This window comes from Streptomyces spectabilis, assembly GCF_008704795.1.
GTDB classification, from domain to species: domain Bacteria; phylum Actinomycetota; class Actinomycetes; order Streptomycetales; family Streptomycetaceae; genus Streptomyces; species Streptomyces spectabilis.
Genome location: NZ_CP023690.1, coordinates 8439721 through 8454162, shown reverse-complemented (window position 1 = coordinate 8454162; position 14442 = coordinate 8439721). Strand labels below are relative to the sequence as shown.

Here is a 14442-nt window from a genome sequence, read left to right as displayed (position 1 = left end):
ACGAGGTGGCTGATGAGCATCGTCTCGTCGTTGTTTTCATCGCGGGTGAAGTACCAGATGCCACCCACGGAGTAAGCCGCCTGGAAGGGCGGCGGAAGCACGGAACAGCGGATGTCGCCACCGATCAACCGCACTCGCTCAGTTGAGGAGGACGAATCAGCTCGGCATACTCGCCCGATGAATCAGCCTGCCCGGCGAGAAGCTGGCCGCCCAGCTGGTGCGTACGCCGGCGAAGGAGGTGATGAGCCTCAACCAGCATGTCTCCGAGCTCGACAAGAGCATCGAGGCCCGGTTCCGCGACCACCACGCCTTCGACGTGATCACCAGCATGCCCGGTCTGGGCGTCATCCCCGGTGTTGTTCAGCATCCGGCGCTGCGACGGGTCGCGTCAGTTCTATGACCGCAAACGCGCCGAAGGCAAAGGCCATCGCCATAGTGATCGAATGCCTTCCAGCATGCTGTGGCCCGGCATTCGCCGGAACACCAGAGGAATCTGCAGCTCACGAAGCTTCAATGCCGAATCCCAGCCCGCCCGAGGTTAAGTATCAAGCCTAGACGGCCCGGATCCAGTCGAGGTAGGCGGCGGTGCTGGTGCCGACGTCGGGAGCACCGACCGCGCAGGTCTTACCGTAGGGGGCGATGCCGATGAGGCGGCCGCGGGAATTGACGAGGGGGCCGCCGCTGTCACCGGGGCACAGCCTCTGAGCTCATAAATCATAGAAACAAGCTGAGATTTTCCTGATGGTCAGCCGGCGTCGGCGCACCCGCCGCACCCATCTCCTCCGACCCCATGGCAGTCACTTCCCTCGCGCGCATCACCGGAACACGAGTAACCGCTGCCTTTCGACATGGAGGGCGTGCTGGAATCGAACCCATTCACACTTAAGTCGATCCCGATGAACATGAGGAAGGCCCCGCATATGGTTATGCAGATAACCCAGCCGATGTGTATATCCACCTCGCCAGCCATCTTGAGGGGCAGGATCGACAATGCACCGAACGCGACAAGGAAGGCCAGTACGACAGTTACAATATCGCCCCCCTTGACTCTGCGCCCATTTGCGCCCATTTTCACTCCAAGAGATAGACCAACCCTTACATCCGCTATACCAAGACACTGACGACTGGGCAATACATGAGCTTGCGTTCCATCCCCATCGTCGGGGTTGGGTGGCAGCCTTGTGGCGGGTGGGACGTGATTACGCTCGCCTACGGCGAGGATTCTGTGCACGTCATGTGTATCGCGGGCCGTTGATTTCGTGAGCCAACGGGCCCTCCTAGGACTGGAGTTGAGGGTTTCGGTTCACGGCCCGGTGAAGCGGCTGTCGGGCGCAGTTTCCTGAATTCCCGTCAGTCCCGGGCGGGGTGAGTCGCTCCGGCGGGGCGGACGAACAGGTGCAGCACTTCCACACGTTGGCTTCCAAGGTCCGGCAGTGATCGGCCCACCGTCGTCCACGGACCGGATCCGTCGGCTCCGTCATCACGTCTCACGAACGCCATCGATACACCTGCACCACAAGTCCCGAACTGCGCAAACGGCATCGCCCTAAACCACGTGGCTCGCCAGACGACGTCCACGCCTACCGGTGCCACGTGGTACCGCGCGACCCTTTCGTCTGCACAGCGGACCGCACACCAAGATCCGGACCAGGAGCGGACCAACTCGGCTCCGCAAGCGAAAATCCGCCCGCTAGCTGCAGGCCAGAGACGTTAGCGAGCGCGTACCACCAGCAGGCCAACAATCTGCGGGTGGGCACCGCAGCCCACAGGGGTGTCGATTTCCCCACACACAGCCCGAGGGTCGTCGGCCTACCACAACTCGTGAGTCGCCCGCTACGGAATCGCCCACCCTTCACGCCGTCAAGTCAGCACGAGTCGTGCGCCCCCGTCCGCCCGTCGCCGTCTCCGCGCACCGTGACCAGCACCCAGCGGCGACGTCCCATTCGCTCGCTGCACTCGATGCCCTTGCGGGCAATGCACACTCCAATGTGCTTTCCCCAAAGCCATTTCCGCAGGTGAGGGATGTCGTATGCCTTGTCCGCAGGGAGCCGCTGCGGCTTGAAGCACCGGCCGCGGTAGGAGTCGTGTTGCGTTTGGTGCCCCTCGACCATGGGCTTCAGTCCTTCGCTGTCGTGGACGTTGGCGGCCGAGACGCCGACGAGAAGGGGCAGTCCGTTCTCGTCCGACAGGATGTGCATCTTGGTACCCGGCTTGCGCCGGTCCACGGGCTCGGACCTGGGTGACGTCGATGAGACCAGCGTCATCGAGTTGATCCTGATGCGGAAGGCCTCTACACGCGACCGCTGTTCAGTGATTGCCGTGGATCCGGACGGGGGGTGACGCTCGCGTCCTCCACCGCCTTGTCCGTGATCGGCGCCGGAGTGCGCTGCGCCGTGTCGTCGGTCCGCGCCCGCTGTGGGGACACGGTCCAGGTGGTGGCGCCGTCGGTGAACTCGTAGCGGAGAAGGGGCAAGGCCTGGTCCAGGAGATCGACCATCGCGGAGTGGTCGGGCGCGTCGCCGGTGAGGAGGTCCATGAAGGTGCTGCCCACACCGCCGGAGAGGTGGTCGCCGGGGCGGACGTAGGGCCGGTAGCCGGTGATGCCCTCGAGGGAGCGGATCTCGTCGGCGCCGGTGAGGGCACGCAAGTGGCAGGGGCTGTCCGGGGCCAGGCCGTTGAACTGGAAGAAGACCCGGTCGGGCGGTGCCGGAGCGGGCGGCGGGGCGGCGCCGAGGGCGAGGAGCGCGGCCGTCCGGACGAGGTCCACTCCGCAGGCGCGGCGCGACAGTTCGTTGAGGTGGCCGCCGAGACGACCGTTGACCTCGATGATGCGGGGGCCGTGCGGGGTGAGTTTGATCTCCGTGTGGCAGATGCCGGTGGTGACGCCGAGTGCGGTGACCGCCCGTACCGCCAAGTCCGACACGGCAGCGGTGTGGTCGGGGGTCAGCGCGGCGGGCCAGAACTGGCCGGTCTCGCGGAAGGGCGGGGTCAGCGGGTGCTTGCCGGTCACCGCGAGCACCCGCGTGCCGTGCGGGTCCGTCGCGGTCTCGACCGACACGTAGTCGCCGAAGGGCCCGCCCGGCTGTCCGCTCAGGAGTTGCTCGACCACCCAGGACTCGCCGGGGTCGGTGAAGAGCCGTGACCGCAGCCTTTCCGCCTCCGCCCGGTCGTGGACGGCGAAGGTGCCCCGGCTGCCCTGCCCCCGTACCGGTTTGACCACCGCGGGCAGTCCGACGGCCGCCAGCGCCTCCTCCCAGGCGGCGGCGTCCGGCACCAGGTGGCAGGCCACCGCGTCGACTCCGGCGGCGCGCAACCGCTGCCGCTGCCGGTACTTGTCGGTGAGGACCTCGGCGACCTCCGGCGTGTGGTGGGGCAGGCCCAGAGCGTGGGCGAGACCGGCCGTGACGCGCAACAGGTTCTCGGAGAAGGTGAGCACCCCCGCCGGGGCGAGCCGTCGTACGAGGACGGCGTCCTGTTGGGCGCTGCCCGTCGACTGGACCACCCGGCCCAGCTCGGCCAGGACCGGGCGCAGCGTGCGTACGTGCGGGGAGCGGGGCAGCAGGAAGACCACCGGGGCCAGGCCCGCCACGCCCACCGCGATCTCAGCCGGGGAGACGGAGCCCACGTCGTACGCCACCACGAGCGGTGCCGGTTCACCCATCGTGAGGCTCCGTCCCGGCCGCGTGCACGTCCCGGGCCGCGGCGCGCAGGCCGTCGACGGTCAGTGCCTCGTACCTCTCCACCTGTTCCTCGGTCACCAGGTGCGGGTCGAAGGAGAGGAGGAGGCCGCTGCCGAAACCGGGGTAGTCGAGGGTGAAGTCACAGGACATCGGGTGGCTGGCCTTGTCCCGGTCCCACCATCCGTCGGCGGTGAGGGCGGTGAGTCGGGACACGCGGCGGTAGACGTGGAAGTCGGTGAAGTTGAAGGCCACGTCGAAGGACCGCCGCCCGGCGCTCTCCTCGATCAGCGCGAGGGGATGGCGCTGGTGGGGCGCGGCGGCGGTCTCCGTCTCCCACAGCGTCCGGGCCAGTTCGGCCCAGGTGCCGGACAGGGACGGCAGGCGCAGCGGAACGGTGTTGAGGAAGAGCCCGACGACCCGGTCGGCGTCCGGCAGCTCGGGGCGCCCGTTGACCACCACGCCGGTGACCACGTCGGTGGCGCGGCCCGCCATCCGGCCCAGGGCCCAGCAGTGCACCGCGAGGAGCAGGCTCTTCAGCGGGACCCGTGCCTCCGCGGCCCCGGCGCGCAGGTCGGCGAAGAGGCCGGCGGGCAGTGCCGTGGCCCGCCGCTCGGAGGCGTTGGCCGAACGGCCGTACCGCTCCCGGTCCACCAGCGGCGGCGCATCGCACTGGGCGCGCCAGAACGCGGCGGCTTCCGGGGAGTCCACGGCGGCCCGCTCGAGGCGGACGAACTCGGCGGCCGCGGCCGCGGGCGGCTCCGGCAGTCCGTGGTCGGTGCCGGACAGGTGGGCGTCGTAGAGGGTGAGCAGGTCGACGACGACGGTGGCGAAGCTCCAGCCGTCCATGATCGCATGGTGCATGGCCACGGTCACCCGGAAGGTGTCGCCGGGACCGGCGGCCACATGGCAGCGGAACAGGGGCGCCTGTTCCCAGTCCAGGGTGGTGGAGAGCTGTTTGTCGCGCCAGGCGGACACGGCCGCGTCGGCCTCGGCGGCCGTGCCCACGCGCTCGCTCTCCAGTGGCTCGGCCACGTCGCCCCAGAACACCTGCAGGGACTCCGAGTAGCTGCCCAGATCGAAGGAGCTGCGCAGCGCGGGGTGCCGGTCCATCAGCTCGCGCAGGGCCGACCGGAAGAGGTCCTCGTCGTAGGGCGCCGTCACGCGCAGCCCGATCAGGTCGTGGTAGAGGCTCGGGTCCTCGGCCATCTCGCACTGGAAGATCAGACCGGTCTGGAGCGCCGAGGCGGGCAGCGCGTCCAGTGCGCCCGCGGGCAGGGCCGCCCGGTCCTCGGGTTCCACCAGGGAGTCGCCCGGGTAAGCCGGGGCGGCCGCCGCCTCCCGCGGGTCCGCGCCGTCGGTGGCCGCGGCGCGCAGGTGGTCCACGAGTTCGTCCACCGTCGGGTTCATCAGCAGGTCGATCAGGCGCAGCGGCATGCCCTGCTCGGTCGCGCGCGTGACCACCCGCACGGCGATGAGGGAGTCCCCGCCGACCGCGTAGAAGTCGTCGTCCGGCCCGATCTGGTCGGACCCGATCTCCTCCTGAAAGATCGTGAGGAGCGCGTGGGCCGTCGGCTCAGGCGTCATGGAGCGTCTCCTTTCCTGCCGGGGTGTCGGTGAGGGCCTCTTCCACGGCGGCCAGGACGGCGTCGCGGTGCCGGCGCAGATAGAAGTGACCGCCCGGGTACATGCGGATGCGGATCGGCGCGGTGAAGTGGTCCTGCCAGGCGGCGAGGCGGGACTCGGTCACGTCGTCCTCGGTGCCGCCCAGGGCGAGCAGCGGCAGGGACAGGCGGCCGAACCGCGGCACGTAGTCCTGCAGCAGGCGCGTGTCGGCGCGGAACGTCCCGAGGATCAGCTCGCGCAGTTCGGGCTCCTCAAGGACTTCGGCCGGAGTTCCGCCCATGGCGAGGACGCGCCGCAGGAGCCACTCGTCCTCGCTCTCGCCGGGCCCGGGCCGGGCCTGGTTCACCGGCGGGCGGGCCGAGACGACCAGGAGCGCGGGCACGGAATGCCCGCCGCGCTCCAGCCAGGCCGCCACCTCGGCCGCGATCGCGCCGCCCATGCTGTGTCCGAAGAGCACGAAGCGCTGCGGGGCCCTCTCGACCATCAGCCCGCCGATCAGGGAGGCGAGCTCAGGCATGCTTTCGATGCCGGGCGTGTCGATCAGCTGCTCGCGCCCCGGCAGTTGGACGGGCTGGACGTCGAGGGTGGTGGAGGCCCTGACCCACTCCCGGTAGGCCGAGGCGCCCCCGCCCGAGTGCGGCAGGCAGAACATGGTGGCTCGGGCGCCTGGCAGTCGGTCGTCCCAGAAGGGCAGCAGAGCGTCGGCGGTCGTCATCGGCGGTTTCCCTCTCGGCGGATGGTCTTGGCCCGGTCGTCTGTGGTGCGCGAGCGCGGCGGCGAGGTGGCGTCTCGGTGTGCTGGTCGGGCGGTCAGGCCGCGGCGGCACGGTCCGCGCGGGCCGTACGGCCTGTTCCTGGCCGAGCGGCTCCGCTCGCCGCCCGTGCCGCCCGGCGGCCCGTCAACCGCTGCCCACGCTCCAGTCGTCCAGCAGGGTGGACCGCTGGCGCGCGGAGAAGAGCGGCACGCGCGAAAGCCGCAGCCCCGGGTCGGCGGCCACCGCCGCCAGGAAGTTCGCGTAGTGCTCGCAGAGCCCGTTCGCCGTCTCGGCCGCGAACAGGTCCTGTGCGTACAGCAGTCGGCCGGTGATCGTCCCGTCGGCGCGCTCGCCCAGGTGCATTTCGGCGTCGAACCGGGTCCGCACCCGTCCCTCGGTGAAGTACTCGCTCCGCACCCCGGGCAGGGCCAGGAGGTCGGCCGCCGTGCCGGTGTCGCCCGCGTCCAGGTCGAACCAGACCTGGACCAGCGGGTTGCGGCTGAGGTCGCGTACGGGCGACAGCTCCCGCACGATCCGGTCGAACGGCACGTTCTGGTGTGCGTGCGCCGAAAGGAGCGACTCGCGCGCCCGGTCCACCATGGCGGCGAACGCCGGGTCGTCGTCGAGGTGGACGCCGATCGGCAGGGAGTTGGCGAAGAACCCGATGAGCCCCTCGTACGCCACCTTCGCCCGGCCGTTGACCGGGCAGCCGACCGCGAGGGCGGTCTCCGCGGTGTAGCGCGACAGCAGGCCCTGGAAGGCTGCGAGGCACGTCATGAACAGGGAGGCGCCGCGCTCAGTGGACAGGGCCCGCAGCCGTTCGGCGGTCTCGGCGTCGATGTGGATCGCCGCCTCGCCGGCCCGGTAGGTCGGTTCCTTCGGCCGCTGGTGATCGGCGGGCAGCTCCAGTACGGGCGCCAGGCGGCCCAGGGTCTCGCGCCAGTAGCCGAGTTCCTTCTCGTACTCCTGCGTGCCGGTCAGGCCGCTCTGCCACAGGGCGAAGTCGGCGTACTGGGCGTCGAGCGGGGGCAGTTCGGGGGTGCCGGCGGCGGCCTCGGCCCGGTAGGCCGCGGAGAGCTCACCGGCCAGGACGGCCAAGGACTCCCGGTCGAAGGCGATGTGGTGCACCACGATCCCCAGCACGTGGTCGTCCGGCCCCAGCGTGGCCAGCCACAGCCGCAGCGGACCTTCCGCGTCGAGGCGGAACCGGTGGTCGGCTTCGCTGCCGGCGATCCGCAGGGCCTCGGCGACCGGGTCGGCGGCCGAGGTGAGGTCGTGCCGTGCCACCGGCGTCCGCGGGCCGGCGTCGGTGTCCAGGACGCGCTGGAACGGCTCGCCCTGCTCGTCGGCCGGATAGCAGGTGCGCAGCACCTCGTGCCGCCGCACCACCAGGTGGACGGCGCGCTCCAGCGCCTCGGTGTCCAGCGGGCCGCGCAGCCGGTAGGCGGTCGGCACGTTGTAGGCCAGGCTGCCCTGGGTGAGCTGGTGGATGAACCACAGTCGGCGCTGGGCCGGTGCGAGCGGCGGACGCTCGGGGCGCGGGTCCCGCTCCTTGCCCACCGGCGCCGAAAGGCCGGCGAGCCGCCGCTCCATAAGCCTGCGGGCGGCGTCCGAAAGGTTGCCCGTCACATTCGACTCCAGTCTTGATCGATGGTCCGGCAATCGGGACGGTACTCGGCCGGAACGCGGAGCACAAGGGATTTCAAAACCCTCGACAATTGATCCCCGGGATAAGTAGGCTGCACCGCCGGTAAGAGCTCTGCACAACTTGTTCTGGAGGCTCCTGAATGACCGACGACCGCGTCTATCAGATTGTTGTCAATCACGAGGAACAGTACTCGATCTGGGACTCCGAGATGGACATACCCGCAGGCTGGAGCCCTGTCGGAGTCTCCGGCAGCAGAGCGGAATGCCTGGCTCACATCGAGCGGACCTGGACCGACATCACCCCGCTGAGCGTACGGAAGAAGTATGCCGAGGCATCGGCCTGAGGGCGTTCAGAATTCCTGAGAAGTTTCCCGAGCACTCTCGATACCGCCGCGACCATCAGGTCGCGGCGGTATCTTTCGGTGGGCGCGTCAGTGATTCAGCGCTTCGGCTATTTCACTCTCGGACATGGTGGAAATGGATTCGAGTACGAGTTCTTCGATGGCGACGCACTGTTCGGTGACGGTACGGAAATCGAATACCGCACGTACCGGGAAGTCGATCGCGAAGACCTCCCGGACCCGTACCGAGAGCCGGGCCGCCGACAGCGAGGTGCCGCCCGCGGCGAAGAAGTCGTCCTCGACCCCGGGCGCGCGTCCGGGCAGCACCTCCAGCCACAGGGCGTGCACCGCCGACTCGGCCGGGGTCCGCGGGGCCACCGCCGCGCGGGCCCCCTCCGAGGGCGCGGGCAGCGCATGGCGGTCGATCTTGCCCGTGACGGTCAGCGGCAGCGCGTCGAGCCGGACGAAGACCGACGGCACCAGGTACGAGGGCACCTGGCGGCGCAGCTGGGAGCGCAGCTCCGCGTCGCTCGGGCCGGGAGCGTCGCACACCAGGTGGGCTACGAGCATCGGGGTTCCGTCGGGGCCCGCGGCCGCGGTCACGACCACCTCCCGCACGCCCGGGCAGCGCAGCAGCACCACCTCGACCTCGGCCGGTTCCACCCGGTAACCGCTGATCTTCAACTGCCCGTCCGCCCGGCCCCGGAACTCCAGCGAGCCGTCGGCCGACCACCGCACCAGGTCCCCGGTGCGGTACATCCGCGCCCCCGGCTCCGCGGCGAACGGATCCGGGACGAACCGCTCGGCGGTGAGGCCGGGCCGCCCCAGGTAGCCGCGTGACACCAGGGCCCCGCCGAGCCACAGCTCGCCGCGCACTCCACGGGGCACCAGGTGCAGCCGGTCATCGAGCACGTAGGCCCGCACCCCGGCGATCGGCCGACCGATGGAGCGGCCCGGCCAGGGACGGGTGAGCGCGTCGGTGGCGGTGGCGACGACGGTGTTCTCCGTCGGGCCGTAGTGGTTGACCACAGCGACCCCCGGCGCGTCCCCGGCACGCGGCCGGAACACATCCCCACCGGTCAGCAGCCGCCGCAGCGCGGTCCGCTGCCCGAGCGGCTCGCGGATCAGCAGTTCCGCCAACGCGGTGGGCGCGAAAGCCGACTCCGCGCCCGCCTCCTCCAGGCGCGCGAGCAGGCGCGACGGGGTGCGCACCTCGTCCGCCGAGCACACCTCGAGGCGCGAACCGCCCGCAAGGGCCGGCCAGATCTCCCAGGCCGCGGCGTCGAAGGAGACTCCGGCCGTCTGCGCCGTGGCCGCTCCCGACGCCACGGGGTAGCGGTCGAGATGCCAGTCGAGGAGCCGGGTGAAGGAGCGGTGGGTGACACCGACACCCTTGGGCAGCCCGGTCGAGCCGGAGGTGTAGACGACGTACAGCAGGCGGTCGGGATCCAGCGCCGTCGGCAGGTCCTGTGCCCCGGTCCCGGTCGCCGACGGCGCCGCCCCGCCGTGCGGGCCGTCGCCGTCCACGAAGTGGTCGACGCGCACCAGGGGGTGCCCGGTCACCTCGGTGAGGCTCTCGGCCCCGGCGTCCCCGAGCACCGCCATCGCGCCGGAATCGCGCAGCAGGTACGCGATCCGCTCGGCCGGAAGCTCCGGATCCACCGGCACGTAGGCCGCCCCCGACCGCACGACGCCCAGCAGGGCGCAGACCAGCTCGGGCCCGCGCGGCAGACAGACCGCGACCACCTGCTCGGGCCCGGCCCCGTGCTCCCGCAGCGCCCGGGCGATCCGCCGTGACCGCTCGTCGAGCTGACGGTAGGTCAGCCGCCGTTCGCCGGAGCGGACGGCCACCTCGTCCGGAACGCGGGCCACCGTGCGCTCCACGTACGCGTCCACCGTCGCCGGGCCGCGCCGCACGGCAGGCCCGGTGCCCAGGTCGATCAGTCGCGCGCTCTCGTCCGCCCCGGTGAGCGGGATCGAGTCGAGGGGTCGCCCCGGCTCCGCGGCCGCCGCGGCGAGCAGCGCGGCATAGTGTCCGGCAAGGCCCGCGGCCGTCTCCTCGTCGAACAGCTCCGCCGAGTACAGGAGCCGTCCCGCCAGACCCGCTCCCGCGGGACGCAGATGCAGTTCGGTGTCGAAGCGGGTGGTGGTCTCGGTGACCGGGACCGGCCGGATCCGAACGCCGGGCAGGATCAGCGCAGGCCGGTCCCACTGCGGGTCCGCCAGGTCGAACCAGTGCTGGAACAGCGGATTGCGGTTGGCCTCGCGGGTCACGCCGAGCCCGTCCACGAGCTGCTCAAGCGGCAGTTCCTGGAGGTCCATCGCCTCGAGCACCCGGTCCCGCGCCTGCCGGGTCAGTGCGTCGAGCGACGGTGACCCGGCCAACTCCCCGCGCAGCGGCACGGAGTGCGTGAAGAACCCGATGATCTGCTCCGTCTCCGGGTCCTCGCGGCCCGCGAACGGCACCCCCACCAGCACGTCCCGGGCATCCGCGTACCGGCCGAGCAGATGCTGGTAGGCGGCCAGGCCGACACAGAACAGGGTCGTCCGTCGCGCTTGCGCGACGCGGTGCAGGGCGGCGGTGACCTCTTCGGGGACCACGAAGTCCACCCGCCCCGCCCGCGGGCCCGGCCTGGCCGGGCGCGGGCGGTCCGAGGGCAGCTCGAGCACGTGCGGCGCGCCGTCCAGGGCGGTGCGCCACTGGGCCAGCAACTCCTCGCGCTCGGCGGGTCCGAGCGCCGCCCGCTGCCGGGCCGCGTGGGCGGCGTAGTCCTGCCCTGGCGGGGGCTCCAGTGCCGGGCGGCCCCCCGCCAGGGCCCGGTACTGCGCCGACAGCTCCCGCTCGAACAGGCCCCGGGAGATCCCGTCGAAGGCGATGTGGTGCACCTGGACGTGGAAGAGGGCGCTGCCCTCGCCCAGTGTGAACAGCGCGGCCCGCAGCCACGGCGCCGCCGTCAGGTCCATGGGCGTGTTCAGCATCGTCGCCACGGCGGCCTCGGCGGCGCGCTCCGGGTCCGGCGCACCGCTCAGGTCGACGCGCTCCAGGCGGACCGTCGCGGCCGCCTCGACCACGGGAACCGGTGTCCCCGAAGCATCGTCGATCCGTGACCGCAGCACCGGATGGCGCTCCGCGACCGCCCGCAGCGCGCGCTCCAACAGGTCCGCGTCCACCGGGCCGTCAAGACGGCGGCTGAACGGCGTGAGGTAGCCGGACTCCCCCGGTGAGAGCTGGTCGAGGAACCACAGCCGCTCCTGGGCGAAGGACAGCTCGGGCCGACCGGTCGGCTCCCCCGCCGCCGTCCCCTCCTTCATCCGCGCTCCTCGCGCAGCCGGCGCGCTTCCTTGGCCAGTGCCGCGGCGGTCGGACCTTCGAAGACCGCCCGCATCGGGAGCTGCACCCCGAGCGCGGCGCGCAGCCGGTGCACCACCTGGGTGACCAACAGCGAGTGCCCGCCCAGGCGGAAGAAGTCGTCGGTGACGCCGATCCGGTCCCGGCCGAGGACCTGGGCGAGCACCTCCGCGGCCGCCCGCTCGGTCTCGTCGCGCGGCGCGACCCACTGCGCCCCGCCGCCGTCCGGCAGCGGCAGCGCCTTGCGGTCCACCTTTCCGGTGTCGGTGAGCGGGAACTCCGGCAGGAAGACGTAGGTGCTGGGCACCATGGGCGCGGGCAGCCGAAGGCCGAGGTACTCGCGCAGCTCGCTCGGGGCCGGCGGTTCGCCGTCGGCGATCAGATACGCCGCCAGGTAGGCGTCCTGGCCCTCGCCGATCCGCAGCACGACGGCCCGCTCCACGTCCGCGCGCTCGCGCAGCAACGACTCGATCTCACCCGGTTCGATGCGGTAGCCGTGCAGCTTGAGCTGGAAGTCGACCCGGCCCAGGTACTCCAGGACTCCCCCGGGCCGCCACCGGCCCAGGTCACCGGTGCGGTACATGCGCGCGCCGGGCTCCGCCGCGTAGGGGTCGGGCAGGAACGCGGCGGCCGTCAGGCCCGGGCGCCCCGCGTAGCCGCGGGCGGGCGGTCCGCCACCCACGTAGATCTCGCCCTGGACGTTCGGCGGTACCGGCGAGAGGTTCGCGTCGAGCACGTAGATCCGCGCGCCGGACATGGGCCGTCCCGTCAGCGGGTGGTCGGGCCACTCGGCGGCCGGTGCCGTCAGGCGCGGCGCGGTGACCACGTTCACCTCGGTGGAACCGTAGTGGTTGTCCAGGAACATCTCGGGGTGCTGGTCGCACAGGTCACGGATGGCCGGAGTGATCGCCTGCCGGTCACCGGTGGTGATCAGTTCACGGAGGGTGGCCACCTGGTCGGGTGCGCTCCTGCTGTGCCGGGCGAGCTCGTCGAGCGCGACCACCGGCAGCAGGACCTTGCTCACGGCGTGCCGGGCGATCAGGGCGGCCAGGGCCTCGATGTCGTAGCGCTCCGGTTCGGTGGCGACCACCGCACAACCGCCGAGCCACCACGTGGACATGAGCTCGAGGAAGGCCACGTCGGCGGTCACGGGGAAGTACTGCAGGGCGACCGGGCGCTCGGCGTAGTGCTCCCGGCACCAGTCGAGCAGCGTGATCTGCGGCCCGCTCTGCATGGCGATGCCCTTGGGCCGCCCGGTGGAGCCCGAGGTGTAGATGACGTACAGCAACTGGTCGGCCTCGCCGGCGGGGCAGGCGTCCGGGTCCGCGACGGTCGGCGCCGGGCGCTCACCGTCCAGCTCGTACACCGGCGTCCTGCCCCAGCCTTCGGCATCCAGACCGGCCGACACCGACCGGTCCGTCACCACGAGGCGCGCCCCGGCGTCGGCAAGGACCGTCCGGGACCGCGCCGCGGGGTGGGCGGGGTCCAGCGGCAGGTACGCCGCGCCCGCCTTGACCACGCCCAGGACCGCGACGGCCAGGCCGGTGCCGCGCGTGACGCACAGCCCGACCACGGTCTCGGGCCCGCACCCCAGCGCCCGCAGGTCACGGGCGAGGGCCTCGGCCTCCTCGTCCAGTTGCCGGTAGCTCAGCGCGGTGCCGTCCGAGATCACGGCGGGCTCGTCGGGGGCCTTGGCGGCCCAGGCGTCGAAGCCCTCCAGGACCGTGCGGGCCGACCGGCTCGGGGCCGCCTGCTGCTCTTGTGCCATGGCGCACTCCAGATCTTCGTGTCGTTGTTGTCGGGGGCGTCGCGAGCTCAGCGAGCCGCGGGGGTGGGCAGCAGCACCGGCAGCGCACGCGGTCCACGGAGCATGGGCCCATACGTCCACACCACCTCGTCGAAGGGCACGGCCAGTTCGATCCCGTCCAGGCGGCGGAAGAGGATGTCGAGGGCGATCTCGCCCTCCAGGCGGGCGAGATGGGCGCCCAGGCACAAGTGGGCGCCGTGGCCGAAGCCGAGGTGGCCCGAGCCGCCGCGGTCGGCACGGAAGGTGTCCGGGTCGGGGAACCGGGCCGGATCACGGTTGGCCGCGGCGAGCGACACAAGGAGCGCGTCCCCCTTGCCGATGCGCACCCCGCCGAGGTCCAGGTCCTCCTTGGCGTAGCGGTACACCGTGGACTGGACCGGGGCGTCGTAGCGCAGCAGTTCGTTCACGGCCGACTGCCAGGTGATGCTTCCTTCGCGGATCGCCGCCAGTTGGTCCGGGTGCTGCAGCAGCCGGTAGACGGCCGTGCCCAGGAACTGAACGGTCGTCACGTGTCCGGCGCCGAGCACCGACAGGATCATCGCCGCGAGTTCGTTGTCGTCGCGCAGCTCGCCCGTCTCCAGGCCCCGGACCAGGTGGGTGCCGACATCGGGCCCGGGATGGGTGCGCTTGTACGCCGCCAGTTTGGCCGTGTACTCAAGGAGTTCGCCCAGCTTGTCCACGTCCAGCGGGTCGGTCAGGCCCGTGTGGTAGAAGAGGTCGAGGCAGTGCGCCGGGGACTCGCGCTGCTCCGGCGGGATCCCGAGCACCTCGTGGATGATCGCCACCGGCACCGGCAGCGAGAAGTGCTCGACGAGGTCGCAGCTCTCCAGGCCCGCCAGGGTGTCGAGGGCCTCATCGGTGATGCGGACCATCATGTCCCGCATCCGCTCGACGGCGCCCGCGCTGAACGCACCCGCCACCAGGCGCCGCAGCCGGGCGTGTTCGGGCCGGTCCAGGTCGAGCAGCCCCCGTGCGGGATCCCACTCACCGCTGCCGAAGGCACCCTGCGCGCCCGCCGAGTTGCGGTCGTCGTTGCTCAGGCGCGGGTCGGTCAGGCAGGCGCGGGCGAGGTCGTAGGTGGTGACCAGCCAGGTGGTGCCCTCCCGGTGGGGGGTGTAGACCTCGCTGACCGGTGCGTGCTCACGCAGCCAGGCGTAGTTGGCGTACGGGTCGGGGTCGCCGGTCTCCTTGAGCGAGCCGGACACATAGGGGTCGGATGCCACGGGTTCCTCTCTTCCGGT

Annotated in this window: 10 protein-coding genes and 1 pseudogene; 2 read left to right on the top strand and 9 right to left on the bottom strand. The window is 71.4% G+C overall.

Features of this window, described 5'->3' with window-relative positions:
• Positions 1-241 precede the first annotated feature (241 nt).
• Complete coding sequence (locus CP982_RS35950; RefSeq protein WP_229878995.1) at positions 242-400, top strand: hypothetical protein; 159 nt, start codon at positions 242-244, stop codon at positions 398-400.
• 151 nt (positions 401-551) lie between these two features.
• Here the strand turns inward: CP982_RS35950 and CP982_RS43285 are convergent, their stop codons facing one another.
• From CP982_RS43285 to CP982_RS35920, 6 genes and pseudogenes are all read right to left on the bottom strand, one after another.
• Positions 552-698, bottom strand: a complete 147-nt coding sequence (locus CP982_RS43285) for a trypsin-like serine protease (protein WP_150515899.1) — start codon at positions 696-698, stop codon at positions 552-554.
• A 1221-nt stretch (positions 699-1919) separates the two neighbouring features.
• Positions 1920-2228, bottom strand: a pseudogene (locus tag CP982_RS35940) (transposase); the annotation flags it as partial.
• A 62-nt stretch (positions 2229-2290) separates the two neighbouring features.
• A complete protein-coding gene (locus tag CP982_RS41970; RefSeq protein ID WP_170316564.1) occupies positions 2291-3661 on the bottom strand; it encodes an ATP-grasp domain-containing protein in 1371 nt (456 codons plus the stop codon).
• Positions 3654-5264: a condensation domain-containing protein gene (locus CP982_RS35930; protein WP_150514288.1), complete on the bottom strand. Its 1611-nt coding sequence runs from the start codon at positions 5262-5264 to the stop codon at positions 3654-3656. Before CP982_RS35930 ends, CP982_RS41970 begins: the two co-directional genes overlap by 8 nt.
• Positions 5254-6018 carry a thioesterase II family protein gene (locus tag CP982_RS35925; RefSeq protein WP_150514287.1) on the bottom strand — a complete coding sequence of 255 codons (765 nt, stop codon included), beginning with the start codon at positions 6016-6018 and terminating at the stop codon, positions 5254-5256. The genes CP982_RS35930 and CP982_RS35925 overlap by 11 nt, the downstream gene beginning before the upstream one ends.
• 183 nt (positions 6019-6201) lie before the next feature.
• Positions 6202-7686 carry a condensation domain-containing protein gene (locus tag CP982_RS35920; protein ID WP_150514286.1) on the bottom strand — a complete coding sequence of 495 codons (1485 nt, stop codon included), beginning with the start codon at positions 7684-7686 and terminating at the stop codon, positions 6202-6204.
• Positions 7687-7844: 158 nt separating this feature from the next.
• Here CP982_RS35920 and CP982_RS35915 point away from each other — a divergent pair, with 158 nt between their 5' ends.
• The gene (locus tag CP982_RS35915) at positions 7845-8048 is read left to right on the top strand and encodes an MbtH family protein (protein WP_150514285.1); all 204 of its coding nucleotides are present in this window, start codon (positions 7845-7847) and stop codon (positions 8046-8048) included.
• An 87-nt stretch (positions 8049-8135) separates the two neighbouring features.
• Here the strand turns inward: CP982_RS35915 and CP982_RS35910 are convergent, their stop codons facing one another.
• Genes CP982_RS35910 through CP982_RS35900 form a run of 3 tightly spaced genes read right to left on the bottom strand, consistent with a single transcriptional unit; the run spans position 8136 to position 14424 of the window.
• The gene (locus tag CP982_RS35910; protein ID WP_150514284.1) at positions 8136-11357 is read right to left on the bottom strand and encodes a non-ribosomal peptide synthetase; all 3222 of its coding nucleotides are present in this window, start codon (positions 11355-11357) and stop codon (positions 8136-8138) included.
• Positions 11354-13162, bottom strand: coding sequence for a non-ribosomal peptide synthetase (locus tag CP982_RS35905; RefSeq protein ID WP_150514283.1), 1809 nt, complete (start codon positions 13160-13162; stop codon positions 11354-11356). Before CP982_RS35905 ends, CP982_RS35910 begins: the two co-directional genes overlap by 4 nt.
• A gap of 47 nt (positions 13163-13209) precedes the next feature.
• Positions 13210-14424, bottom strand: coding sequence for a cytochrome P450 family protein (locus CP982_RS35900; RefSeq protein WP_229878994.1), 1215 nt, complete (start codon positions 14422-14424; stop codon positions 13210-13212).
• Positions 14425-14442: the final 18 nt, after the last annotated feature.

What these genes read in the sequence shown, in the direction of transcription:
- CP982_RS35950 (WP_229878995.1), top strand. Translation starts at nt 242, where the DNA reads ATGAGCCTCAACCAGCATGTCTCCGAGCTCGACAAGAGCATCGAGGCC.
- CP982_RS41970 (WP_170316564.1), bottom strand. Translation starts at nt 3,661, where the DNA reads ATGGGTGAACCGGCACCGCTCGTGGTGGCGTACGACGTGGGCTCCGTC.
- CP982_RS35930 (WP_150514288.1), bottom strand. Translation starts at nt 5,264, where the DNA reads ATGACGCCTGAGCCGACGGCCCACGCGCTCCTCACGATCTTTCAGGAG.
- CP982_RS35925 (WP_150514287.1), bottom strand. Translation starts at nt 6,018, where the DNA reads ATGACGACCGCCGACGCTCTGCTGCCCTTCTGGGACGACCGACTGCCA.
- CP982_RS35915 (WP_150514285.1), top strand. Translation starts at nt 7,845, where the DNA reads ATGACCGACGACCGCGTCTATCAGATTGTTGTCAATCACGAGGAACAG.
- CP982_RS35910 (WP_150514284.1), bottom strand. Translation starts at nt 11,357, where the DNA reads ATGAAGGAGGGGACGGCGGCGGGGGAGCCGACCGGTCGGCCCGAGCTG.
- CP982_RS35905 (WP_150514283.1), bottom strand. Translation starts at nt 13,162, where the DNA reads ATGGCACAAGAGCAGCAGGCGGCCCCGAGCCGGTCGGCCCGCACGGTC.